Genomic DNA, 22,482 nt, shown 5'->3' with positions numbered 1-22,482 from the left:
GTGTTTTCGCACATCAGAGTCCATATCGGTGCGTGGCCGAGGTTACGTTCGCGGGATTTGCCGGGAGTAGACACCCTCTCTAGACATAGTAGAATTAACTTATCGAGGGAGGGGGAAAGAACCCTCACCACCACCTCTTGGAGCCCGAAGTGCAGCGCGTCCTCAAGATGTCCCAGATCCACCGCAACCCGCGCCAGCCGCGCGAGTACTTCAACCAGGACGCGCTCAACGAACTCGCCAACTCCATCGACAACTACGGCCTCATGCAGGCCATCGAGGTCCGCCCCGACAACGACCTGGGCGGCTACGAGATCGTCTCCGGCGAGCGCCGCTTCCGCGCCCACCAGATCCTCGGCCGCACCAAGATCCGCGCCAACATCATCTCCGAGAAGAACGAGATCCAGCGGTTCAAGCGGTCCATGTCCGAGAACGTCACCCGCGAGGACATGACCCCCTTCGAGGAGGCACGCGGCTACCAGCGCATCCTCGACGAAGAGGAAGGCGCCACGATCGAGTCGGTCGCCGCGGACTTCGGCAAGACCACCACCTACGTCAAGCTGCGCCTGACGCTGCTGGAACTGCGCGAAGAGGTCGCCAAGCACGTCGAAGCCGGCGAGATAGGCACGCAGGCAGCCGTCCAGATCGCCGCCCTCTCCCACGCCAACCAGGGCGCCGTGCTCGCGAAGTTCGCGCGCGGCGAGTTCACCTCAGACAACGAGATCGTGCACTTCGCCTACGCGATGAAGCAGCAGCAGGAGCAGGCCGTCCTCATGATCGTCGAGGAGATGACCGAGGAGCAGCGCCGCGAACGCGCAAGCGCACAGAAGAAGACCCGCAGCACGCTCGACAAGATCGAGCAGATCCGTGAACTCCTCGACGACATCGCCCGCACCGAGCCGGTCAAGCTCGCTGAAAACCTCGAAACCCAGGTCGGGGCCCGCCTTGAGCAGCTGGACCGCGTCGCCGAGTCGCTGACGAAGGCCCGCTTCCAGCTCAAGCAGGCCAAGGCGCACGCCGAAGCCCGTGAGCTGGTCACGGTCAACCCCGAGGCCGTCAGCCAGCCCGAGGGACAGCCTGAGCCTGCCGCCGCCTGAACCCAACCCACTGCGGGTGTGCGGGCCAGCCCGCCCGCACACCCGCTGCCGCCTGCCCACAACTCCCGAACGCACCACCGGAAGGCCACGCCGCCATGCGCTACACAGCGCCCCTCACCGCCGCCCAGGCAGAACAGCTCGGCAACGACGTCGGCGTGATCATCGGCTTCGCCGCCAACGCCATCAGCCACCTGCGCGGCGACACAATCACCGAGCAGCTGATGCGCACCCTCGCCTCCTCAGCGGCCATCGACGTCACCGCAGCCCGCTACCTCAAGGCGCTCGAGGAAGGACACCGGCCCGGAGATGCCGCGGCCAAGGCAGGCACCGCGCTCATCCACGACTGGGCGAACGCCGTCCTGGAAACCCGCGACCGCCTGAACCAGCAGCACACAGGCCAGGACAAGGAGGCCGCCCAGTGAGCATCGCCTCCGCAGGCCGCGACTGGAAGGCCATGCAGCGCGCCGAGTTCGACAAGGACGCGCCCATCGAACTTCCTGTTCCCGCCGGCCCGGTGCGCATCCCGGCAGCCCGGGACCAGGTCGGTACCGAGGCCCTCTTCGGCGATCCCGTTCCCGCCCCGCAGCCGCAGCCGCAGCCGCAGCCGCAGCCGCAGCCGCAGCCGCAGCCGCAACGCGAACGGCCGCCCCGCCCCGGCGACATCGACAACCAGGACGAACTCTTCTAGCCGCCCCTCCACAGGCCCCTTCCCTGAGGGGCGGCCGGCAGCGGCGTCCGGCCGCCCCGCCCCTCCAGCTTCTCCGTACACCGCTTCCTCAAGGAGACACGGTGCCGATCTACCTGCCCGAACCCGAACCAACCCGCCCCGCGGACGGCAAGGGCTACAACCGTCTTAGCCTCAACGCCCACATGGGTGTGGGCGGAGCACAGTGCGCCCTGCAGCCGAAGTCGTGGGCGACGCTTTTCGAGAGCCGCGACACCCGGCGTGCCCGCTGGGGTGGCTTCGGCTCCTGCACACGGCGCGGAGACTGCCGCACTTGCCCGATCATGGCCGCCTCCCTCGACTCATCCGCGGAACAGGTGCCGTTCAATGCGGGCCGCGTGCTTGTCCGGGTCGAGTCCACGTTCCCCGACGACGCGATGTTCACCGTCGAGCCGATCAGCACCCTGTGGATGACTGACCGGCCCACCGACCCCGACTACCAGGCGCACGGGCACAAGTGGGACTGGTTCCAGCTGCACCGGCTCAGGGGCTGGGAGGTGGGGCGCCTGCATCGCGACGAGATCGGCGAGGGGTTCTAGATGCACCGCACTCCCTACGCGCCGGCCCCACACGTCGACATCCGCACCCGGATGTACGGCTCCCTCACCCGACACGCATTTCTCGTCAACGGCACCCGTGCAGCCCTGCTGACCTGCCTGGGCCGCTGCCGACATGACGACGGCACCCTGCTGAACGTCATCGGACACCACACCCCTGACGCGGTGGACGACGAGAACGTCACCGTCCGCTGGTCGCAGCTTCATCTACCGAACCACGCCAAAGACGGCCGCCATCTTGCGCTCGGCGCGCACACCGGCACCGTGACCATCACCCTGCACGAGGGCCGACACCGGCTCGCCGCCCTCTCCTTCGGAGGGTCGCAGTGGACGGCGGAACAGGTCCAGCTGGCCGCTGCCGAGCTGATCGACCGTACGGGCCGGTGACCGCATGGAAGGATGGACTCCTCCGCCACCGCTTTACCTTCCGAACGAGCACCTTCCCAACTCAGCGACGATGCCGTGGACATGCCCGTCCTGCACATCCACTTGGCCCTGCGAGACCGCAGCCCCCTACCTCACAACAGGCCGCTGCCAGTGCGGTTCACCACCTACTGGGAAAAGCACCTCCCTCGCCGTTGGCACACCGGGCCACGCTGTTACAGCCACCGCGACGCTATGGACGCGCTCGCCAAGGAACTTCGTCAGTACCACGAGGCACACCCGCACTATCCGCCGCAACGGCCACCGCAGCCCAGGCGCAGGCGTCGCCAGCGGCCGCCCTACGCGCACACGCCACGCGGCCCCGGGGACATCCGGCCGGGCACCTGGCTGTGGGTCAAGCCGGGTGGGCTGCACCCGGGATGGGGAGACATTCACCGTCTGGCAATGCTCACCCGGCTGGACAGCTCGTACTGCGAGGTGTGGCTGGACGACACCACCGTCCACCACGTCAAACCGCATCTGCTGATCCTCGTGTGCACCCCCGTCGTGAACGCGGCCCGAGCATCCGGTGTGACATCCCTGGCCGACCGGGTTCGCCTTCCTCACCTGACCAAAAATAGGTCACTACCTATCAGGAGCCTTACATGATCCTCGGCGACTCCCTAGCCCAAGAAGCCCTTGCCGCAGGCAGCAAGACAGCAGCCACTGTCGACAGCCGCGGCACAGTCCACCTGGCCGTCACCCTCCCCGACGGGGCCATCCAGCACTTCGAGCGCCCGTCGGCCGGCACCTGCGCCGACTGGCGCGCCACCGACCTCGAAGCCCTCGGCTCGGGCTTCGCCTTCAACGAGTCAATCACCGAACAATGGGGCCACGCACTCACGCTCGTCGCCCACATCTCCCTTACGTGACACAGCAGGAGACCATCATGGAAAGCTTCAAGAAGCACACCGGAGTGACCCTCGCCCACCCCTCCCCCAAAGGACTGCTCCGCCCGTTCGGCGAAGTACACGGTCACGCCACCGATCCCATCACGGGCAGGGAACTAGTGATGGTGCAATGGCCCGGCGCACCCAAGCCGCTGCCATACGAGCCGGACGAACTCGCCATCGTCGGCTGACCGCAAAATAGGTGAGTGCATATCGTCGTGCTAGGTTCTTACTGATGTCAGGCCCTGGCACGGCCCGACCATCCACCCCGTACCTCCGGACGGGCAGCGATCCCCCGCGCCCCGCCCGCCCGGAACGGCTCGTCCGATACGAGCCACCCCTCCGGCCGGGACCCGCACACCCCCGCGGGTCCCGGCCACCCCATGGAGAGACCCCAATGCCTGCCACGAGCAATCGAAACGAAAACGCCCTGTACGAGGCCCTCATCCTGGAGCGGTACGGCCGCACCATCGATGAACTCCTCCAGGAGCAGACCCGGCGCCCCCTGCCTGAGCTCCTCAAGGAGCAGCAGCGCCGTCCGCGGATCCCGCCTGCGCCCGTCCGGCACCGGCCCGCGCCTGACCCGAACGCGGCCGCGAACTACGCGGCCCTCCTCGAAGCATCCGCCCCGCGAGCGCGCCGGAGGGTGGCGTGACCGAGGAACAGTTCCGCCGGCACGTCCGCAAGCTCGCAGCCCTCCGCGGCTGGACGCTGACGTACCACACGCATAACTCGCAGCGCAGCGACGCCGGATGGCCCGACGAGGTCTACGGACATCCCAAGGCCAGACGTGTCATCTTTGCCGAGTTCAAGTCCGACACCGGGCGGATACGTCCCGCACAACGCGACTGGCTCCAGCACCTGGCCGCCTGCGGCTACGAAACCGCCCTCTGGAGGCCCAAGGACCTGCACCGCATTGTCGCTGTCCTTGCCCCCGACGGTCCCCGCGCCCAACTTCCCGAGAATCTCTGACAAGGAGCCCTGCCACCGTGCACGACCGCAACAATCAGCAGTCCGCCATTCCCCCGATGCCTGGTTCGGTCTGGTGCAACTCCTGCGACAGTTGGTTCAACCCCATCACCAACACGTGTCGCTGCAACAACCGCTGAACACTTCAGGGAAACCGTCATGACCCCCTCTGCTCACGCCACCGGCCACACCCCTGCGTCCTCTGCACTGATCAGCCCGGACCGTGAGCAGAGCACCCCTATGCTGGGCGTCGGCACTGAGTTCGTCCTCACCGAGATCGCTCGTCTGGCCAACGAGCTGTGCGAGCACCTCACCGACAGCCAGTGGCTCACAGCCGCCCGGATCAGGGAACTCGCCGAATCCACTCTGCCGAACGTCGGAGACCGCTGAATGCACGCCCGTTTCGAACCTCTGCCTGCTCCGAGCCGCAGCCAGGATGCGCAGGACACCGCAAAGGCGCTCCGCGAACGCCCGGCCGAGTGGGCGCACATCGAAACCCTCGGGAACCTGAACCGGGCGACCAACCTCGCGTACCGGATCCGCACCGGCCGCCACAGCGCCTTCCGCCCGGCCGGCGCATTCGATGCCACCGCCCGCCTTACCGGCGACGGCACCGCCAGCGTCTACGCCTGCTACGTCAGCACCACCCAGCAGTAACCTTCCGCAGCGCAGCACCGCCCCCGGAGCCACCACCGTGAACAGCACCCTGCTCAACGGAGCACACTTCACCGCAGCCCGCGACGTATACGACAACTTCGCCGAACTCGCGTCGCGCGAACGTGAAGGAGTCGACTGGGCCATAGAGCTGTGCCGCGCCCCAGGCTCCGACCTGGCGCACATAGCCATCCACGGCGGAGGTATCGAAGTCGGCACCACCGAGGCCGCGCGAGCAGCCGCGGGGCGCACCGACAACTACTACTCATTCAGGGGCAAGAAGTCGGCAGGAAATGGCACCCTGCACATCACCGCCAGCCACTTCGATGAGCCTGAGTGCGTCGACTTGCAACGCGACATGGTGCGCACGGTCTCATGGCACGGGTTCAGCAACAGGGTCATGGTCACCGAGGTCGGCGGCTTGGACGAAGAGTTCAAGCACTGGGTGACGGTATCGCTGAAGCACGCAGGGTTTGCCGTGGCCCCGGCATCTCCAGAACGTGCTGGAGAAAGCCCAAGGAACATCTGCAATCGCAACCTCTCCGGGCGCGGCGTCCAACTGGAACTGTCGACGGCACAGCGAGCGGTGTTCTTCAAGGATGGCGACATGAGTGCTCTCAACCGGTCGAAGACGACTGGCGAGTTCGACCGCTACATTGCAGCCATTCAAGCAGCCTACCGGCGACTGCGCGCCTGATCTCGCCTCTCTGAACGCGTTGGCCCGTCCTGGCGGCCATGCTGGGTCGACCATGCCAGGGCACTACTCCGGGTGTTTCTGCGACGAGGTGTCGACGACGGGAACTCCAGGCAAGACCGGTCCGTTGATCAATACGAAGCCCCGCAGCATCCCCCGTCTGCGGGGCTTCACCAGCTTCGGAATGCCCATCGCCCGCAAGACGGGGCCACGACGCCCTACGGCTTTCTGGCCACGCCGCAGAACTGCGGCACATCGATGATCTCGGCCTCCCGCTGGGTAGGGCGCCAGCGCGAACACGAGACGACACCAGGTTCGAGGAGGTCCACGCCTTCGAAGAACCGCAGCAGCTCCTCGCGGGTCCGTAGGGTCATCGGCGCTGAACCCTGACTGTTCCAGTGGCGCACCGCTTGCGTCATCGCCTCGCCATCCACCTCAGTGGTGGGATGGGAGATCACCAAATAGCTGCCGGACGGCACGGCATCCAGAAGCCGGTGTACAACAGCCTGAGCCTCACCGCTGTCGATGATGAAGTTGAGGACGCCAAGCAGGGTGAGGGCGACCGGTCGACTGAAGTCCAGGGTTCGGGCGGCACGCTCCAGGATGGCGTCCGGGTCGTGCACGTCGGCATCGACGTAGTCCGTGACGCCTTCGGCGGTGCTGGTGAGCAGAGCGTGGGCGTGACTGAGCACGATGGGGTCGTTGTCCACGTACACGATCCGGCAGGTCGGATCGACTCGCTGGGCGACCTCGTGTGTGTTGTCGACGGTGGGCAGCCCAGTACCGATATCCAGGAACTGCCGGATGCCCTCCTTGCCGGCGAGGAGCTCCACAGCCCGGGTGAGGAACTGCCGGTCGGCCACGGCCGAGCGGGGCAGGCCCGGAACGAACGCCAGAATCTGATCGCCGACTTCCTGGTCGATGGGGTAATTGTCCTTCCCGCCCAGCCAGTAGTTCCAGATCCGAGCCGAGTGCGACACATCGGTGCGGAGCCGTGCAATCCGTGCGCGGCCGTCGTCGCCGGGCAGCGAAACGTCTGACATACCTGAGCTCTCCTCGCGGCCGTCACTTGATCAGTACCGAGCCCAACCTAGACGCCTTCTGCCCTGCCGACATCCGCTTCCCCAACAGCGGGCAGGAACTGCCAGCCATGGGCCGAAGTCAGCACGAGACAAGGCGCGTTCGGGAATCTGCCCCCTGGGAAGTCGCTACCTGCGACGCCAAGCAGTGCACCGCCCACACCCCAAGAATGCCGCCGGGCACGCGCTCGTGGCGGATGTCAGCTGTCCCGGCATCCCCGACTATGCACCGCTTCGGGTCGTTGCGCACGATTGCATCATCGATCGCGACGGCGCGAGTGTGAAGCTGACCACCGCCCATCCGCGTGCGCCCCTGGAACAGCAGTTCCGACGGAGGTACGTAAGGTGACGGCAAGCGGCTGTGTGGGTAGGGGGCACTGTGGGAACTGAGCGACAGCGACGGGCTCGGATCGTGGCGTACTGGCGTGCGGTGGAGCTGTTCAGCCCACAAAGGATTCCTGCCGTGTCGGCACGCGAGCGGGTGTACGCCGTGACGGAGAACAGTCCGCTGCCGTGGGAGGACGGCCATCCGCTGCGGTCGGTACCACTGGAACCTGGGTTCATGTGGCAGCACGCGGTGTACGGCGGCGCGTACGCGCTACAGGCTGTACGTGACGCGCTCCTGGAGGTCTTCGGGGAGACCGAGGAGGACCACGACGGGCGAATGGACGGCGAAAGCGCCCTGTTCGCTTTGACGGTCAACCACGAGGGCCGGCTGCTCGTCGACTCTCCGGTGTTGTCCACCTGTGCTTGGGCTACAGGCCGGGCCTTGTGTCCGGGGCCTGCACGTAAGGGCTGGCTGGACGGATTCGACGAGGAGGAAGCCGTCTGGCTTGCCCGAGCAGCCGACATGGGTGAGGAACCCTTTGAGGAGCTGCCCGACGTGAGTGATCCCGGCGAGGCCGGCGAAGACGGCGAGAACGCCGAGGACAAACTCGGCTCGCGGCGCCTGCCTGCCAAGCATCTGCTGAACTTCGTGCACGACCTCAGCCAGTGCTGGGGCGTAGTGGATACCCTGCGCCCCGGCGAGATCCGGGTGCGGAGCGTGGCAGTACGCCAGAAGCAGGCCGATGACGCTGATCAGCAGGACTTCCTCAACAGTTTCTTCGTCACCGACCTGGACTTGGTCACGCGCGCTTTGCAGACGCGAGAACCCGGGCAGGGACTGGCCTCCTATTTAACGCCGGAAGCACAGGTGAATACCGCGTGGCGAGTCGATCTCAGGCAAAAGCCACGGGCGACGCTGAACGCGGTGGCACCCGAGCGCACCCCGGTGGGCCGTTGGCCCGCGAACCCGTCGCATCCGCTCGCACTCAGCCAGCAGTTCGCGGTGAACACCATCTGGGCTGAACTGGCCGACTCCAGCGGACTGTTCGCGGTCAACGGCCCACCTGGCACCGGAAAGACCACGATGCTGCGTGACTGCTTCGCCGCCGTGATCGTAGAACGTGCCCGACGTCTGGCCGGACTGCGCATGCCCTCCATGGCGTTCGCCGACGGGGAGCCGTACCGATGGCAGAGCGGCGACTACACCCGCACGGTGACTGCGCTGAAGCCGGAGTTCACGGGTTTCGAGATGGTGGTGGCCTCGGCCAACAACGGAGCGGTGGAAAATATCTCCACCGAGATCCCTGCCCGCACGGCTCTCGGCGACCGGTGGCGTGACGACGCCGACTACTTCGCCGAACAGGCGACCCGGCTCCTCAAGGGAGCCCCCGCCTGGGGTGCGGTCGCGGCCCGGTTGGGCAACAAGAAGAACCGGATGGAGTTCATCAACCGGTTCTGGCACGGCAAATACAAGATCACGGATGCAGGGGCGCCGCCCCCACCGAACGGTCGGCCTCCCCGGAGCCGGGATGCCTGGGTCGACAGCGAGCAGGGCATCGCACACCTATTGCGTGAATGGACCCGGCAGCCGCACAGCGGGATCTGGAGGGAAGCCAAGGAACGGTTCAGCCAGGCCCTCGCCCGGGTGGAGCGGCTGCAGACCGAACGAGCGGCCGCTGCGGCAGCCCTTGAACGGCTATCTGCCGCGGGTGCCGACGTACAGGCGGCCAAGCAAGCCATCACCGACGGCGAAATCCACGTACAACATGCCCAAGGACAGGCGATGGGTGCGGCCGCCGCACTGCAGAGCGCCGAGGCTGAGCTTCAACGGGCGCAGCAGGCCCTGGATGCCCATGCACGACGGCGCCCCGGGTTCGTCGTGAGCCTGAGCACGCTGGGCCGGGCAGGAAGAGACTGGCACCGTCGCGACCAAGACCTAGCCGGTCATGCAGACACAACGCAAGGCGTCCGCGATGCCGCAGCTACAGCCCTGTTCAGTGCCGAGCAAGCCGTCGCACAGGCTGAACACGATCTCGCGTCCTGCCGGCATCGGCACGCTGCAGCGCAAGCCCACCTGGAGGAAATGGAGCAGACCGTCGAACAGGCACACGAAGACTGGGGCGACCACGTTCCGCAGGAAGCATGGATCCACGACGACACCGCCCGCGAACTCGCCGCCCCCTGGGGCGACGAGGAAATCTCCGCCGCCCGCGCCGAGCTGCTCCTCGCCGCGATGGAACTCCACAAGGCGTTTCTGCGATGCACCGCACGCACCATGTACGCCAACCTCATGGCGGCCATGGACGCCGTGGCTGGCGCGATCCCCAAGACCGTCTCCGGGGAGCATGTGAAGGCCGCCTGGCAGAGCCTTTTCCTGCTCGTCCCAGTCGTCTCGACTACGTTCGCCTCTCTGGACCGGGTCTTCGGCCGCCTGGGGTCGGAGGCGCTGGGCTGGTTGTTCATCGACGAAGCCGGGCAAGCCACCGGGCAGATGGCCGTCGGCGGCTTGTGGCGAGCTGCCCGGACCATCGTGGTGGGTGACCCACTGCAGCTCGAACCGGTCGTGGTCCTGCCCTGGACGGCGCAGCGAGCCCTGGGCGACGAGCTGGGCGTCAACGAGGAATGGGCCCCCAGCCGCACCTCGGTCCAGCAGCTTGCCGACCGCACCAACCGCTACGGCACGCTGCTGCCCGCCGAACTACCGGACGGCTCCCAGGAGGTGTGGGTGGGCAGCCCGCTGCGCGTTCACCGACGCTGCGACAACCCCATGTTCGCCATCAGTAACGCCATCGCCTACGACAACCTCATGGTCTACGGGACCCCGGACCGCGGCGACTACCGCTACCGCCCCCGTAGCTGCTGGGTAAACGTGGAGGCCACCGAAGCGGACGGCCACTGGATGCCCGAAGAAGGCCGCGCTCTACGCCGCGTCTTGGAGAAGCTTCGTGACGACGGCGGTGTCGACCTCGCCCGGGACGTCTATGTCATCAGTCCTTTCCGGGCCGTGGTCCGCGGTGCTCAGCGCACCTGCCGCGATCTACTGCCGGACTCGCGAGTCGGCACCATTCACACGACGCAGGGCAAGGAGGCCGACGTGGTCGTCCTTGTGCTCGGCAGCGATCCGCGTCGCCCGGGAGCCCGCTCCTGGGCGGCCTCCCGGCCCAACCTCCTCAACGTCGCTGTAAGCCGTGCTAAACGCCGTCTGTTCGTCATCGGGAACCTAGGCGCGTGGCGCGATCAGCGGTTCTTCTCCACCCTCGCTGACGAGTTGCCCGCCCATACCTGGCAGTCGTGAGAGGACCAGGCCCCGCCGCGAGTAGCCGCTGGGCTAAATCACGCGCAAAGAACGGCTGCGTGCCAAGGCGGAACGTCACGTGTCTCCACCAGACGTTGTTGGCGAATCAGCAGCCGGACTCCCTCCCAACGACCTGACCCGTTGGGTGCAGAGTCCGTGTGTAGGCTCCGCATCGTTACATCTGCCGAACGACGTTTTCCGCCTGCGGTCCCTTCGGCCCCTGCGTTACCGCGTACTCGACCCTGTCGCCCTCGTACAGCTCCTTGAACCCGGTGGACTGGATAGCCGAGAAGTGGACGAACACGTCCGGTCCGCCATCATCCTGTTGGATGAACCCGAATCCCTTATCGGCGTTAAACCACTTCACTACGCCCGTTGCCATCGGTATGAGTCTCTCCTTGAACACCGCCGCACAAGCGACACCCAGGGCCAAGGCAGCCCACTGCTGCCTGCCTTTCATCCTTGAATACCCCTCATGGAGCGGTTTTCCAAGCATTTGGCAGTCCGCAATTCGCCAACCGGTCGTCCCTCAGCAGGCCCCTGAAGGCGCTGGCCCACTTCATAGCGAAATCAGTTGCCCGATCTACGGGTCTGGGTCATCAAGTATCACGATCCGGACCCCATTGGGAGCGGAGACCGCGATGCGCTTGAGTTCACCCCGGCATGCGACGAAGAGCACCCAGACGCGGCGGCCAGGCCACCGTTGCCAGTCGAGTTGATCCGGATCAGGGCAGACGATGCCGTACACGCTGCCGTCCAGATAGACGGGTGTCCCGCCGGCCAGCTCCTGATCCGCCTTCACGAGGGGATGGCCCCCTGTCTCGGCCTGCACCCAGGCTTCCGCGGCAGCGATGAGCCGCGGGTCGCCGTGATCCTTGGACGCTTTGGAGGACGCTGCGCCTTGATCTCCACGGTGAGAGCGGCTGTTGAAGCGCAAGGATGTCCGGGGTCGGGACGGCCAAACGCCCGTCATCCGGAAAGCGGCCTCGCGGGCCATGGAGAGCGGATCCGAGCCATCGAGAGGCACGACCTGCACCGTTCCCGTAGCCGTGTTCCTCCTGCGGGCTCGTCGCCTGGCCTTCGCGAAGTCCGCAGCCAAAGATACGTACTGCGGAGAAGTCCAGACCTGCTGCCACCAGTGCTCGACGAGACGCTCCGGTTCGAGGTAGCGATGGGGCACCACTCGGCGTCCCAGAATCCAGCTCACCAACTCCCGTAACGGTGCCTGTGCCATCTGCCATTCGCCGTGACCGCCGGGGCATGGGGGCCGGTGAAGGCATGGCTCTGTCACGAAGCGAGCGAGGCCTTCGGTCACCTCCCACGCTGTCCGCTGGCCTTCAACTGGCGGTCTGGCAAGAACGGAGGGCACGCTGCCACGCCAGCGGCGAGGCTGGGTCGCCACCCAGCAAATCTGAATATTGTCGGAGGTATACCGGTCGGTGCGCTGCCGGACGTCCCCTTCAGTGATGGAGGAGAGCTGCGCTTCCCACGCCATGCGTAACGTCCCGTCGGGCGAGGTGGCCATGACGTCGGCCCGCCACCTGCCGTCAGGGGCTGATACCTCCAGGGCTCCGTGCCACCCTGCCTCGCGTACTGCTGTCACCAGCTCCACTTTGAGCAGCCGATGCTCCATCGACTCGCCGGCCAAACCGCAAGTCGGCGCCCCAGGATCGTGCGCGAAGAATCGAAGTCCCAGGTGGGACACCTTGGCGCGTACACCGTGCCCGCACTCGGGACACGTCAGAGCAGCACGGGGACGGACACGGTGGACGGCCCCCCATGCCCAGCCGCAACCGAGGTCCGGGACCGTGGCATCAATCCGGCCTTTCTCGGGATGCATCGCTGTCATCGGCACCGGCCGCTCCCCCTTCCTCCCTCCGAGCCAACTGTGGCAGCAGCCACTGACACCGCCTTGATTACAGGGGCCCGAGCCGGTCCCAGGGAGTGGGCGCCATGGGTGCTTGTCGTGGGATGTCCACGTTGGGGTTGCCATCCGGGTGCTGGTTGATCCAGGACAGGCCGCCGAGATCCAACTGGTTCCGGGCACGAGTGACCGCAACATAGGCGAGGCGTGCTTCCCCGTCGTCGATGTCGCCGGGCAGCGGGTTACCGTCTTCGTCGGTCTCTTCTGGATCAACGGGCTCAGTGAAGTCCTCACCGATGCGCACGGACGCCCATTCGCGGCCCTTGGCCTTGTGGGCGGTGGAGACGACGATGTCGGCGCCGTGCTCCACAGCGAGCTTGTCGACGGCATCGAGGATGACATCGACGCCGTGTTCGTCAACAAGGTCAACCAGAGGCAGCAGGTCCCTGCCCGATGGGTCGTATTCCGCGTACTCCTGTAGCTCGCCCCACGACTCGAAAAGGATCAACTCGGGGTGAGTGCTTCGCTTGCCGGCCTTCAGGCCCCTGGCGGCCCTGGCCAGAGCCCGCAAGGCCTCCCCTCCCCCGACAAGAGCAACGCGACGGCCTTGTTCGAGCTGGTTCATGACCTCAAGCATGGCGCCAACGTTGGACCGGCACAGGATGGCGTCCGGGTACTCGACCCGTTCGAGCCTGGTTGAGATGGCGGTGGTGCCGGCCAGCCGAATCGGGGAATCGACGATGCTCAGCCACCGGTTGGCCTCGTCGGCCAGATCGGGTCCGAAGCGAAAGGACTGGGACAGCGCAAGTTCGGTGCCGTCGAAGTCGCTCATGACGTCGCGGGCGCCGCGCCACCCGTAGATGGCCTGCGCGGAGTCGCCGACCATCACCAATTGGGTGTGGCTGCGCTGCGCGTTGAAGACCTTCTCTACGACCGGGTTGGTGTCCTGCGCTTCGTCCAGGAGCAGGAAGTCCGCTTCGATGCGGGGTTCGGTGAGCGCCCAGATCTTCAGGTAGTGGTCGTGATCGAAACGCACGTTGCCATGATCGGGGTTCTGAAGGTCTTCCCACGCCTTGTGCGCGTACGGCAGGACAACATCGACAAGCTGGGCGTGCAGGTCCTCCATCTCGATGCCGCGGAGTCGGGGGACGTGGTACGGCTGGATCATCGGGTCTGCGGACTGGCAGAAACGCGTAACGGTCCGCAGCACCGTATAGGAGAGCGCCTTGTTGGTGACGTCGCGTTCCCCGATGCGGATACGCATGTTGAGGCCGATCCCGAGGGACGCTCCGGTCTTCCAGCCAGGCACGCGGGGCGCGTCCATGCGAGCCGAGTAGTTATGGCCCACAGCGGCGAACGCCAGCGAATGAGCAGTCTTGCACTGCACGTTGCTCGAGAACTTGGTCGCCGCCTCCATCGCGATGGACTTGTTGAAGGCGATGTACCTCCCCCGCTTCTTCGTGCTTGCTGCAAGCATGGCGAGGGTCGTTGTCTTGCCTGTCCCGGCGCCCGCTTGCAGGACGAGGTGATCGCCGCGCCTGAAAGTGTCCACGGCGACGCACTGCTCGGAGGTGGGGGTGGGCATCGTGCTCCTCTCGGCTGCGACCACAACGGTCGTCTCGCCGAATGTGTAGCAGCAGCCTCTGACAACGCCCCCACATGAATGAGACAGCTATTCGCTAACCGAACCCGCGACCACGCGGGGCAGCCCTGTTGTCCCTTGCTCCGGCAGTGAACGCGCTGGTGCCGGCCGATAGGGCACTGCTCGAACGGGGCGCGGCGCAGCACGCCGACGGCTCTGCGCTGCCACGTCTCCTGTCACCAGCAGCGTCGATTCCGGGGGCTCCATAACCTGAGGTATACCGGGGTCATGGCGCACGAGCTCGTAGCGGTTTGCGATCACTGCCTGGAACTCGTTCAGGACGGCGACGGCGTACTGGAGGTAGATACCGACGCGGCAGACCGGGCCCTCCGTGCCTGGAGGGAAACCGGCAGCGCGGACTACGCCGTGTTCCACGCATCAGCTGGCACCCACCCCGTGCAGTGGGCGGTGCGCCATCACAGCTGCGGCAAAGCCCCTTCGTTCGCCTGCACGATCACGGTCAACCGGGTGCGTTCCTGGACCGCGCTGCTGGACTGGAGCGTGCACCTGAGCAGCAAGCACTGGCTAGCCGGAACCGATTGGTTCGACTTGATCGACCGGGCACTGCATCCGCGGCGAGCCGCTGTCAGCGGCATCCTGCCTCAGAGTCCGCGCGACACCAGCCGCGGATCAGTCGGCGACCTGACGTGAACGAAGGCCGCTGCGAACCAGCCGTGCCGCACGCGCATCCACCTGCCCCTGTGAGACGGCACAAACTTTCGGGAGCCCCCCAACGTCAAGTTGGTCTCTGCATAGGATCAAGGAACCACTGGTTCACGGCTGGCTGAGGTTTGGGATGAAGCGTTCTTCACTGCTCATAGCAGCTCTGCTCCTTTGGGCCGTAGCATGCGATGCCGGCTCCGGGGAACGAAAGAGCGTGGACAGCGCCCCGTCCGCAAAGGCGAAGCCACCAGTCTCTGTCGACGAAGCGCAGAGGGTCCTGAAGGCGCTGGATAAGAAGGACGACAGCGACAGTCTCAGCCCCTCCTACTGGCGCTCGATCCAGGAAGGTCCGTGGCTGGACCGGACACTCGCCCGGATCGATAGCATCAAAGCGCGTGGCAGGGACGAAAGCCAGAACCCGACGAACCGCCCACACGTTGACCCCGCTGTACGCGCCTGGGTAGCCATGCCTGACACCGCAGGCGCCGGAAGCTGGATCTTGGGAGCCCAACAGGTGTCCAGCTACGCCATCGGTGGCGAGTTCAAGAACACCGTAAGCATGCGCTGGAGCTTGATCCATCGGGCTGACGATGGCGGCGCGTGGCGGACAGCGTTCACTGCCGACGCCCCGAGCAAGGAGGATGTCCCTCAGATTGCCGTAGACGGGAACGGGACAGCGCAGATCGTCGCGCCCAACGCCCACCTAGCAGTGCAGCCAGGTAAAGCCTGTGGGGCGTACTTCGACTACGTCACACGAAAGAGCGCGGACGAGCACCTTCGGTGGTCATCTCAGATCGACACATACCGCGCAACGTATGGGCAGACAAAGCCGATCCGCGAGCAGCTAGGTAACGCCGAATCCGTGAACATTCAGACAAAGGCCCAGCGTGCCCCGGTTGGTCCGGCCTGGCAGACAAAGGACGGCGGAGCACTGGTTGCCTGCGTCGACGTGAACACGGTAACGGCCGACATGGGGCCAGGGCGGTGGCTCAAGCTCACAACAAGCGGCTGGGACGGCACCACAGGAATCCGTTGGAACAAGTTCACCCAAACCATGATGCAGATGACCATTCTCAAGGTGCCTGCTGGCAGCTCCGACATCAGCATCGCCGCCCAAAGCACATGGCCCTACAAGTTCGACGGAACCGAATACAGCGAACACTGAGGAAGAGGCCGGATCCGCTGCCGCCAAGTCCAGCCGTCCCATCGACAGGGCTGGCGTCCTACCCCGTCAGCTGCCTCGTTCCGCGAACTACCCCGGGTCGGCGTCTCGGATGATCACCTAGGCTCGATGGTGGGCGTGGGGCTGGAGCCGCATGTCCACCGCCTCTCGCATACCAGCCTCGCTGGCGGACCTGGCCGTCCCGGTCGATGAGCTGACCCCCTATCACCGCAACCCGCGCACCGGTGACCTGGACTCGATTACCGAGTCTCTGTCGACGCATGGCCAGTACCGGCCGATCGTCGTCAATCGAGGGACGCTGACAGGCCGCCCGAACGAAATCCTCGCCGGTAACCACACCTACAAGGCGGCTAAGCAGCTCGGCTGGAGCGACATTGCCGTCACCTGGCTCGACGTCGATGATGACGCTGCAGCGAAGATCGTCATCGTCGACAATCGCACCTCGGATCTGGCCGGGTACGACACGGTCCTCCTCGCCGACATCCTTCAGGACCTGCCAGACCTCCAGGGCACCGGCTACGACCAGGACCAGCTCGACCAACTCCTGGACGAGACCGCACTTCCGGCGCCGATCGAGCTGCCCAGCGACGGCGCCGGTACCGGAGCCGCCGCAACTGTGGACTATCTGCAGTGGGGCTACATGCAGTGGTCCTCCACTCGCGTGCGCATCACCCAGGCCGAAGTCGAACTCCTCGACGCCTTGTACAAGCGGTTCGTCGACGACAACGACTCCGACATGGGCTTCGGCTGGCACGTCCTCAACGAGGAGCATCGCGCCGAGGAAGGGGCGACAGCGTGAAGAGCCTCGATGTCCGCTTCGACCCTGCGTATCCGCTGGCGAAGCTGCGGCCGGCTGACTACAACCCACGGCGCCTCTCAGAAGACGCCTTCGTCCGGCTTCAGGCCTCGCTTACGCGGCACGGCGTGGTCAAGCCTGTGATCCTCAACGCCGACGGCACCCTGGTCGCGGGCCACCAGCGAACCAAAGGTCTGAAGGCGATCGGAGAGACGACGACGCCGGCGGTGATCCTGCCGCAGAAGGTGCGCCTGCAGGACGAGATCAAGTTCAACCTGCTGCATAACCGCGTCGAGACGGAGTCGTCCGTGGTGTACGCGGAGCCGGGGCCGATCGGCCGGTGGTGCTGGATTCCTTGGCAGACCATCCAGGTCGAGGAGTCGAAGAACCTTCCCTTCCAGCAGGCGATCGGCTTCATGACCGCCGCCCACGGCCCGTGGGGCTCGGTCGTCATCGATGACCAAGGGCGCATCGTCCTCAACGCCGAGTACGCGGCCGTCGCGAAAACCCAGCGATTCGACGTCCTCGCCTGGACCGTCGCCTCCTTCGACGCGGGCCAGCTGGTTGAAGACCTCACCGGCGAGTACGGCGTCTACGACTGGTCCGGGCTCGAGGACCAGGCCCCCGTCTGGAACCAGCACATCGTGCAGCCCAACCGGCTGCGCGAACACTCCTCGAAGGCCAAGGCCGACAAGGTCCGCTACAAGTCCGAAGTGTGGGAACGCCTGGTCCTGCCGTGGCTGACCACGTCGCATCGCGTGGTGGACTTCGGGGCCGGCCACGGGGACTACGCCCGGCACCTGCGCGCCAAGGGCTACCGGGTTCAGGACTACGAGCCGTACCGAACCCTCAAGGGCAAATACTCGATCGACATCCGCACGATCGTCGGCCAGCTCCGCGGCATCGAACGCGAGCTACGCGAGAACGGCCTGTACGAGGTCGTCGTCCTCGACTCCGTCATCAACGCCACCACCAGCCTCAACTACCAGCACTGGGTACTCGTCACAGTGAACGCGCTGTGCGCCGCTGACGGACAGGTCTGCGTCGGCACCCGCAACCTAGAGCGGGAAGTGGCATACGAGAACTCAGAGCACTCCATCAGCCGCGACTCCACCCGCCTGGCGTTCCTTGACGAGCACAACGTCGACATGCGGTTCGTGCGCGGCAAGTGGCAACGCATCCGCTACCACACTCCCGAGTCGCTGCGCGGGCTGCTGTCCCGGTACTTCGAAGACGTGCAACTCAGCGACACCACCAGGGCCACAGTGAAAGCCGTCTGCCGTAAGCCGCGCCCCCTGCCAACCGGCGAATATGAGCGAGCCTTCTCCGAAGAATTCAACATGCCCTACCCCAACAATTACCGCCACAATAAACACCGCGAAATATCATCAATTCTGCTAGAATTGACGAGAGAAAGGAATTCAACTCTGAAGGGGTAAGGTAATGAACTCGGGGGCAACCCTAGAGCGGGTTCGCGTGGACATAGAAGCACGCGACAGGTACCGCATAATGTGGCTGGCCGGCATACGTGAACTTGACCTCACACAGCACTGCCTCAAGACATTCGCCGAATGTGACCGCTACAACATCAACACCAAGCACAGCCGCCAGACACTCCACCTGCCAGCCGCCAATCCGCCCACGGCGTGGTACCTGTGTGCACTGCCGATCCCATGGGATTGGGCCCGCAACGCACACCTCGCCTTCGAGTACACGCCCGGTGAGAACTGGGAAGGCGACGCACTCGTCCGCGGCCTTGGCGTACGACTCACCAATGCTCGCCCCATCACCGGTTGGGGCGAGCATTCCATCCCGCATGACGCTCCCAAGAGGAACTCACGGCCGCACCGCACCTGCAGGAACTGGCAGTTCGCGTGGTGGCTGCGAACCAACCGCAGCATCCCTGACGCATCTGCCCTGCTGGCACCGGCCGCCGACGAGGGCGGGCCCGAGCAGCTGGCACTTCCTTAGGCGCCGCCTAGGCGGGCGGCGACGGCATCGTGCAGCGAGGCAGCGCGGCGCTCACCAGTCGGGACGCCGTTGAACTCGGCGCCGCCGCGCGGTGGGCCACTCGGGGCGGCGCCATAGAGGTCAGGGTCGGCGTCTACGGCGCTCTTGATCGCGTCGGCGAGCGCCGAACTTGGCGCCGGTCGGGTCGAGCGCGCCGACGGTAGCGGCGAATGCGCGACTGTTCAGCAGCCAGTCGGCGAGTGCGCCGTGTTCGCCCGCAGGCCTTGTAGGCGGCGAACACGGCGCGGGCAGTGCGCAGCTCGGCGGCGAGGTTGCCGAGCTGCTTGTCGCGGTCGGCGACCGCGGCCGGGTCCTGTTCGGCCTCGGCTCCGTCGGGGTTAAGTGCCTTGTTCACCGCGTCGAGGGCGGCGCGCACCTCGTCGCGCTCAGCGGTGGCTTGCGCGGCGCGGCTGGTGGCCTCGGCGAGCCGCTGCGCTGGGTGGCCTGGTCCGCGGCCGACGGGGTGCCGGGGCCGACGTTCGCGGCAGGGGTCGGGGCGCCGGGCGGGCGGGGTGTTCGGGTCGCCGGCCTCGCCCGAGCCACCCTTGATTAGCTGGCAAGGTCTCGTCGAGGATCTGCTCGGGCATGTCGGGTTAGCCCTCTGAGGCTCGTGATGGCGTGAGAAAGAGCCCACCGGATCGGCAGGCCAGACAGAGAGAGGTAGGGCTCGAGTGGGGCGAGCTGCCGCTCGGCTGTGCCCGTGGCGAGGAGGGGCAATGCGGTGAGCCGCTCAGCTGGGCGTGTCCCCTTGACTCGTCAGCGCCGCTAGAGCGCGGTGGAGACCTCCGCGCGCAGCGTACAAAGTGATCGCGGCTACGAAAATGTGAACGCGATGCCAGCGAGATTAACGCAAAGGCCGCCGAGCGCAACGTAGGAAAGGCCCAAAAATTTCCGACTCAAATACCTTTGGGGGCGTGTGAGATGCATTCCCGTATCAGCCAAGACTAGGACGAGAGCAACACATATATAGATTATCCCGACGACCCATGAAGACAAACTTTCGGGAAGTGCGAGCACTATCCCCACGCCGGTTAGGGTGATTGCTGGGACAATCTGAACGGCATCCACCGAAAATTCGATATAGTCTTCTATCTGCTCCGGTGACAAGTAGTACGGCGGCGTGCCGACGGAAATGTTTGATTGAGCTTTCTCCGATGAAATCCAATTCCTTACAGAAGCCTGCGCGCGTCGAGTCAGGACTGGGCTCAATAGGTACATGACGCTGGCGGCGATGAAAGGTATGGCGTCCTTCATCCGACTGCTCTCTCCTCAGGGAACCGTATCGACTCGTATGAGAGCAGGGTCTTGTAGCTCACCTGCGCCAATATAGCTGGCGTCTTCGCAATTCCACTCGATCTGAACCGTGATTTCTTCGTCTACTCGGTTCGCAGTCGCCGCTACTACCGGATGGTTCAGATCTTTGCGACTCGATGCCTTTTTCCTTCTTCTCCCCGCCAGGCTCACTTTCTCTTCCCAGTGAGTGAGTGGATGTCCACCCCGTGTGTATCGACGCCCGTCTTGAGGGAAGCGAATGTATTGACTCGAATCTGCACTAACTGCAATAATCCAGGGAAGCAAGGAATCGCTTTGTATGTGAACGACATGCTGTGCCGCATCAGATCTTTTACTCACGGAGCAACTTCTGCCCGTAACGTAAGTACTAATGGTCAAGAATCCCTGCGGGACATCGTCGTGACATTTAGCCCTCTTTCCGGGGCGGAGTCTCCGGAGGCTTGGCATAGTGGCTATCTTTCGCGTGATCAGAGAAGGTTGACTAGGCGACACGGCCCGCCGCTTGCGAACTTCTCAAAATCTCCGATAGGCGCTCTCGGATTTCCTTGGTGGCTGAGGCTTCGAAAAGTTCACGAATCTCTTCGAGGTCGCCACTTTCGGGGTCGGCGCTTATTAGGTGCACGTCTCCGAAGGCGTGGAATGTGAGGGTTATCTTGGACAGATCGAAACGGATGAAATCGCAGCCATCCTCGATCTCTGATGCTTGGAAGTTTCCTAGCCAGTCCTGAGCCCTTTTTCCGCTGCCGCGAAACGTTCGGCCGTGTACGGAGATAACTGCTTCAGAGGAAGCATCACTGAAACCCCCATGCTTCTCGCATACGGTAATGAAGTTATTTGCGGAGAAGTCGGCGGTCCAACTGATTACAGACTCGTCACTGTAGGCGTCGATCAGAACAAAATCCTTTTCGCTCACCTCATAGTGATGCCGTGTCGCAGCTCCGGGCAGTTTCCGTGTTTGGGACCGCATGGGCACCTCCTGTCGTGTCGACTCTTCGAAGGTACCTCCGTATCAGACAGTGCGCCTCTGTAGCAGGTCAACCCATGGACGGGTTACGTTTGTGTGGTTGGCCAGTAACAAAGCACCGCCCACTGGATCAGCGGGCACTTTTGGAAAGTGGTTCAGCCCTTCGAATCGTCGCAGGCGAGTGCGGCGCGGCAGGGTTGTGAGAGCTGTTTCAGCGGGTGGTGTTGCCAGCTCCAGTGCGACCGCAGGGCGGCAACCGTGTTCGTCGCCACGTCAGGCTGCACGTGGGACCAGCTCCCGCCCGGCTTCGGCCCGTCGAGCGTGACCGCGTTCCGCCGGTTCACCGAGTGGTCGGGCGGTCAAAGGGGCCTCTGACAGGACCGAATCCGACCGACCGTGGCAAGAGCGGGTCGAAAATCCACCTCGTCGTCGATCGCCGCGGCCTGCCCATCTCGCTGGGAATATCCGCAGCCCAACACTCATGACTGCCAAGCCCTGCAGGCCCTCGTGCAAGGCATCCCGCCGATCCGCTCACGTCGCGGGCCACGGCGCCGACGCCCGGCCAAGCTGCACGCGGTCACGCACTTGCCCCCGGGCTGCTGGCCGTGCCTGTCGGCGCACACGGCGAGCGACCGAGCTCGGTACCGAGTACGTACAGCCGAGCCTGGAACCTGCAGTCCGGCATTCCGCTTCGGTAAGGGATCATGGACGGTGGGCGCGGGACCAGGGAGTCGTGTCATGGGCCGCCCCAATCGGGCCACTCGGGCAGCCATCACCCAACGCCGTGCCGACGCGATCGACCTCAAACTCGCGGGCGTCGACTGGCTGACGATCGGCCGCAAACTCGCCGCCGACCCTGCCATCAACTCCGACGGCATCGCGTACCCGCAGGGGTACGGCATTGACAAGTACAAGCGCGGCCAGGAGCCGCCGAGCGACAAGCGGCTCATTGAGCTTGCTTGTAAGGACGTTTCCAAGGCCCTGGCTGAGCGCACCACCGCCCTTGATGAGAGCGCCGATGAGTTGCGGCAGCTCATGGTGGAGCGACTGGAGCGACTCTTCTTCGGTGTCTACCGGGCTGCCATCCGCAACGGCGACTATCAGGCTGTCGACCGGGCCGTGCGGATCATCGAGCGCAGCAGCCGCCTCCTCGGCGTCGACCGGCCGGTCCGCACTGAACTGTCCGGCCCCGATGGTGGTGCCGTCCACGTGGAGACCGCAGGCCTGGAGGAGCTGGAGCGTCTGATCAACCTCGCCGGTGGCGAGGGTGGCCAGAGCTGACGAGGCGGCTGTCCTCGAGCACTACCGGACGCTTCCCGCGCAGCGCCGTCGTGAGATAGCCGCAGCCTCCAGCCCGGATC

The 22,482-nt window shown here is 65.2% G+C and carries 27 protein-coding genes and 1 pseudogene; 21 read left to right on the top strand and 7 right to left on the bottom strand.

What is annotated here, in order from left to right:
* Positions 1 to 137: 137 nt before the first annotated feature.
* The 13 genes from IE277_RS34990 (at position 138) to IE277_RS34930 (ending at position 6,008) form a co-directional block, all read left to right on the top strand.
* Entirely contained in the window at positions 138 to 1,094 is a 957-nt protein-coding gene (locus IE277_RS34990; RefSeq protein WP_189957765.1) for a ParB/RepB/Spo0J family partition protein, read from the top strand.
* 95 nt (positions 1,095 to 1,189) lie between these two features.
* Positions 1,190 to 1,516: a hypothetical protein gene (locus IE277_RS34985; RefSeq protein ID WP_189957764.1), complete on the top strand. Its 327-nt coding sequence runs from the start codon at positions 1,190 to 1,192 to the stop codon at positions 1,514 to 1,516.
* Positions 1,513 to 1,782 (top strand): hypothetical protein, encoded by a 270-nt coding sequence (locus IE277_RS34980; protein ID WP_229882180.1) that lies wholly within the window; start codon positions 1,513 to 1,515, stop codon positions 1,780 to 1,782. Before IE277_RS34985 ends, IE277_RS34980 begins: the two co-directional genes overlap by 4 nt.
* Positions 1,783 to 1,883: 101 nt before the next feature.
* Complete coding sequence (locus IE277_RS34975) at positions 1,884 to 2,357, top strand: hypothetical protein (protein WP_189957763.1); 474 nt, start codon at positions 1,884 to 1,886, stop codon at positions 2,355 to 2,357.
* Positions 2,358 to 2,762 (top strand): hypothetical protein, encoded by a 405-nt coding sequence (locus IE277_RS34970; protein WP_189957762.1) that lies wholly within the window; start codon positions 2,358 to 2,360, stop codon positions 2,760 to 2,762.
* 231 nt (positions 2,763 to 2,993) lie between these two features.
* Positions 2,994 to 3,407 (top strand): hypothetical protein, encoded by a 414-nt coding sequence (locus IE277_RS34965; RefSeq protein WP_189957761.1) that lies wholly within the window; start codon positions 2,994 to 2,996, stop codon positions 3,405 to 3,407.
* Positions 3,404 to 3,670: a hypothetical protein gene (locus IE277_RS34960; RefSeq protein ID WP_189957760.1), complete on the top strand. Its 267-nt coding sequence runs from the start codon at positions 3,404 to 3,406 to the stop codon at positions 3,668 to 3,670. Before IE277_RS34965 ends, IE277_RS34960 begins: the two co-directional genes overlap by 4 nt.
* A gap of 17 nt (positions 3,671 to 3,687) precedes the next feature.
* Complete coding sequence (locus IE277_RS34955; protein ID WP_189957759.1) at positions 3,688 to 3,879, top strand: hypothetical protein; 192 nt, start codon at positions 3,688 to 3,690, stop codon at positions 3,877 to 3,879.
* A gap of 206 nt (positions 3,880 to 4,085) precedes the next feature.
* Positions 4,086 to 4,343, top strand: coding sequence for a hypothetical protein (locus IE277_RS34950; protein WP_189957758.1), 258 nt, complete (start codon positions 4,086 to 4,088; stop codon positions 4,341 to 4,343).
* Entirely contained in the window at positions 4,340 to 4,660 is a 321-nt protein-coding gene (locus IE277_RS34945; RefSeq protein WP_189957757.1) for a VRR-NUC domain-containing protein, read from the top strand. The genes IE277_RS34950 and IE277_RS34945 overlap by 4 nt, the downstream gene beginning before the upstream one ends.
* Before the next feature lie 156 nt (positions 4,661 to 4,816).
* Positions 4,817 to 5,047 (top strand): hypothetical protein, encoded by a 231-nt coding sequence (locus IE277_RS34940; RefSeq protein ID WP_189957756.1) that lies wholly within the window; start codon positions 4,817 to 4,819, stop codon positions 5,045 to 5,047.
* Positions 5,048 to 5,314, top strand: a complete 267-nt coding sequence (locus IE277_RS34935) for a hypothetical protein (protein WP_189957755.1) — start codon at positions 5,048 to 5,050, stop codon at positions 5,312 to 5,314.
* A 37-nt stretch (positions 5,315 to 5,351) separates the two neighbouring features.
* Entirely contained in the window at positions 5,352 to 6,008 is a 657-nt protein-coding gene (locus IE277_RS34930; RefSeq protein ID WP_189957754.1) for a poly-gamma-glutamate hydrolase family protein, read from the top strand.
* A gap of 215 nt (positions 6,009 to 6,223) precedes the next feature.
* Here IE277_RS34930 and IE277_RS34925 read toward each other — a convergent pair whose 3' ends face one another.
* The gene (locus IE277_RS34925) at positions 6,224 to 7,048 is read right to left on the bottom strand and encodes an SAM-dependent methyltransferase (protein WP_189957753.1); all 825 of its coding nucleotides are present in this window, start codon (positions 7,046 to 7,048) and stop codon (positions 6,224 to 6,226) included.
* A 499-nt stretch (positions 7,049 to 7,547) separates the two neighbouring features.
* Between IE277_RS34925 and IE277_RS34920 the strand changes: the two genes are divergently transcribed.
* Positions 7,548 to 10,706 (top strand): DEAD/DEAH box helicase, encoded by a 3,159-nt coding sequence (locus IE277_RS34920; protein WP_189957752.1) that lies wholly within the window; start codon positions 7,548 to 7,550, stop codon positions 10,704 to 10,706.
* 175 nt (positions 10,707 to 10,881) lie between these two features.
* On the opposite strand, the gene IE277_RS34915 is transcribed toward IE277_RS34920, so the two are convergent.
* The 3 genes from IE277_RS34915 to IE277_RS34905 all read right to left on the bottom strand — a co-directional run bounded on the left by IE277_RS34915 (position 10,882) and on the right by IE277_RS34905 (position 14,155).
* On the bottom strand, positions 10,882 to 11,088 hold the full coding sequence (locus tag IE277_RS34915; RefSeq protein ID WP_189957781.1) for a cold-shock protein: 207 nt from the start codon (positions 11,086 to 11,088) through the stop codon (positions 10,882 to 10,884).
* Between the two features lie 201 nt (positions 11,089 to 11,289).
* Positions 11,290 to 12,339: a competence protein CoiA family protein gene (locus IE277_RS34910; protein ID WP_444544852.1), complete on the bottom strand. Its 1,050-nt coding sequence runs from the start codon at positions 12,337 to 12,339 to the stop codon at positions 11,290 to 11,292.
* 283 nt (positions 12,340 to 12,622) lie between these two features.
* Positions 12,623 to 14,155, bottom strand: a complete 1,533-nt coding sequence (locus IE277_RS34905) for a UvrD-helicase domain-containing protein (RefSeq protein WP_189957750.1) — start codon at positions 14,153 to 14,155, stop codon at positions 12,623 to 12,625.
* Between the two features lie 285 nt (positions 14,156 to 14,440).
* Here IE277_RS34905 and IE277_RS34900 point away from each other — a divergent pair, with 285 nt between their 5' ends.
* From IE277_RS34900 to IE277_RS34880, 5 genes are all read left to right on the top strand, one after another.
* Positions 14,441 to 14,863 (top strand): hypothetical protein, encoded by a 423-nt coding sequence (locus IE277_RS34900; RefSeq protein ID WP_189957749.1) that lies wholly within the window; start codon positions 14,441 to 14,443, stop codon positions 14,861 to 14,863.
* Positions 14,864 to 15,089: 226 nt separating this feature from the next.
* Positions 15,090 to 16,040, top strand: a complete 951-nt coding sequence (locus IE277_RS34895) for a DUF8094 domain-containing protein (protein ID WP_189957748.1) — start codon at positions 15,090 to 15,092, stop codon at positions 16,038 to 16,040.
* A 151-nt stretch (positions 16,041 to 16,191) separates the two neighbouring features.
* Complete coding sequence (locus IE277_RS34890; protein WP_189957747.1) at positions 16,192 to 16,857, top strand: ParB/RepB/Spo0J family partition protein; 666 nt, start codon at positions 16,192 to 16,194, stop codon at positions 16,855 to 16,857.
* On the top strand, positions 16,854 to 18,293 hold the full coding sequence (locus IE277_RS34885; protein ID WP_189957746.1) for a methyltransferase domain-containing protein: 1,440 nt from the start codon (positions 16,854 to 16,856) through the stop codon (positions 18,291 to 18,293). Before IE277_RS34890 ends, IE277_RS34885 begins: the two co-directional genes overlap by 4 nt.
* A gap of 70 nt (positions 18,294 to 18,363) precedes the next feature.
* Positions 18,364 to 18,825, top strand: a complete 462-nt coding sequence (locus IE277_RS34880) for a hypothetical protein (protein ID WP_189957745.1) — start codon at positions 18,364 to 18,366, stop codon at positions 18,823 to 18,825.
* A gap of 133 nt (positions 18,826 to 18,958) precedes the next feature.
* Here the strand turns inward: IE277_RS34880 and IE277_RS34875 are convergent, their stop codons facing one another.
* The 3 genes from IE277_RS34875 to IE277_RS34865 all read right to left on the bottom strand — a co-directional run bounded on the left by IE277_RS34875 (position 18,959) and on the right by IE277_RS34865 (position 21,070).
* A complete protein-coding gene (locus tag IE277_RS34875; RefSeq protein WP_189957744.1) occupies positions 18,959 to 19,219 on the bottom strand; it encodes a hypothetical protein in 261 nt (86 codons plus the stop codon).
* 458 nt (positions 19,220 to 19,677) lie between these two features.
* Complete coding sequence (locus IE277_RS34870; RefSeq protein ID WP_189957743.1) at positions 19,678 to 20,118, bottom strand: hypothetical protein; 441 nt, start codon at positions 20,116 to 20,118, stop codon at positions 19,678 to 19,680.
* A 520-nt stretch (positions 20,119 to 20,638) separates the two neighbouring features.
* The gene (locus IE277_RS34865) at positions 20,639 to 21,070 is read right to left on the bottom strand and encodes a hypothetical protein (protein WP_189957742.1); all 432 of its coding nucleotides are present in this window, start codon (positions 21,068 to 21,070) and stop codon (positions 20,639 to 20,641) included.
* A 257-nt stretch (positions 21,071 to 21,327) separates the two neighbouring features.
* Here IE277_RS34865 and IE277_RS34860 point away from each other — a divergent pair.
* Together IE277_RS34860 and IE277_RS34855 are read left to right on the top strand one after the other, a co-directional pair.
* A pseudogene (locus IE277_RS34860) lies at positions 21,328 to 21,694 on the top strand (transposase); the annotation flags it as partial.
* A gap of 165 nt (positions 21,695 to 21,859) precedes the next feature.
* A complete protein-coding gene (locus tag IE277_RS34855) occupies positions 21,860 to 22,402 on the top strand; it encodes a hypothetical protein (RefSeq protein ID WP_189957741.1) in 543 nt (180 codons plus the stop codon).
* Positions 22,403 to 22,482 lie beyond the last annotated feature (80 nt).

This window comes from Streptomyces alanosinicus (genome assembly GCF_014650595.1).
Classification (GTDB): domain Bacteria; phylum Actinomycetota; class Actinomycetes; order Streptomycetales; family Streptomycetaceae; genus Streptomyces; species Streptomyces alanosinicus.
This window is presented reverse-complemented; position numbering and strand designations above follow the sequence as displayed.

What these genes read in the sequence shown, in the direction of transcription:
- IE277_RS34985 (WP_189957764.1), top strand. Translation starts at nt 1,190, where the DNA reads ATGCGCTACACAGCGCCCCTCACCGCCGCCCAGGCAGAACAGCTCGGC.
- IE277_RS34970 (WP_189957762.1), top strand. Translation starts at nt 2,358, where the DNA reads ATGCACCGCACTCCCTACGCGCCGGCCCCACACGTCGACATCCGCACC.
- IE277_RS34965 (WP_189957761.1), top strand. Translation starts at nt 2,994, where the DNA reads ATGGACGCGCTCGCCAAGGAACTTCGTCAGTACCACGAGGCACACCCG.
- IE277_RS34960 (WP_189957760.1), top strand. Translation starts at nt 3,404, where the DNA reads ATGATCCTCGGCGACTCCCTAGCCCAAGAAGCCCTTGCCGCAGGCAGC.
- IE277_RS34955 (WP_189957759.1), top strand. Translation starts at nt 3,688, where the DNA reads ATGGAAAGCTTCAAGAAGCACACCGGAGTGACCCTCGCCCACCCCTCC.
- IE277_RS34950 (WP_189957758.1), top strand. Translation starts at nt 4,086, where the DNA reads ATGCCTGCCACGAGCAATCGAAACGAAAACGCCCTGTACGAGGCCCTC.
- IE277_RS34940 (WP_189957756.1), top strand. Translation starts at nt 4,817, where the DNA reads ATGACCCCCTCTGCTCACGCCACCGGCCACACCCCTGCGTCCTCTGCA.
- IE277_RS34935 (WP_189957755.1), top strand. Translation starts at nt 5,048, where the DNA reads ATGCACGCCCGTTTCGAACCTCTGCCTGCTCCGAGCCGCAGCCAGGAT.
- IE277_RS34925 (WP_189957753.1), bottom strand. Translation starts at nt 7,048, where the DNA reads ATGTCAGACGTTTCGCTGCCCGGCGACGACGGCCGCGCACGGATTGCA.
- IE277_RS34915 (WP_189957781.1), bottom strand. Translation starts at nt 11,088, where the DNA reads ATGGCAACGGGCGTAGTGAAGTGGTTTAACGCCGATAAGGGATTCGGG.
- IE277_RS34910 (WP_444544852.1), bottom strand. Translation starts at nt 12,339, where the DNA reads ATGGAGCATCGGCTGCTCAAAGTGGAGCTGGTGACAGCAGTACGCGAG.
- IE277_RS34905 (WP_189957750.1), bottom strand. Translation starts at nt 14,155, where the DNA reads ATGCCCACCCCCACCTCCGAGCAGTGCGTCGCCGTGGACACTTTCAGG.
- IE277_RS34900 (WP_189957749.1), top strand. Translation starts at nt 14,441, where the DNA reads ATGGCGCACGAGCTCGTAGCGGTTTGCGATCACTGCCTGGAACTCGTT.
- IE277_RS34890 (WP_189957747.1), top strand. Translation starts at nt 16,192, where the DNA reads ATGTCCACCGCCTCTCGCATACCAGCCTCGCTGGCGGACCTGGCCGTC.
- IE277_RS34880 (WP_189957745.1), top strand. Translation starts at nt 18,364, where the DNA reads ATGTGGCTGGCCGGCATACGTGAACTTGACCTCACACAGCACTGCCTC.
- IE277_RS34870 (WP_189957743.1), bottom strand. Translation starts at nt 20,118, where the DNA reads ATGAAGGACGCCATACCTTTCATCGCCGCCAGCGTCATGTACCTATTG.
- IE277_RS34855 (WP_189957741.1), top strand. Translation starts at nt 21,860, where the DNA reads ATGGGCCGCCCCAATCGGGCCACTCGGGCAGCCATCACCCAACGCCGT.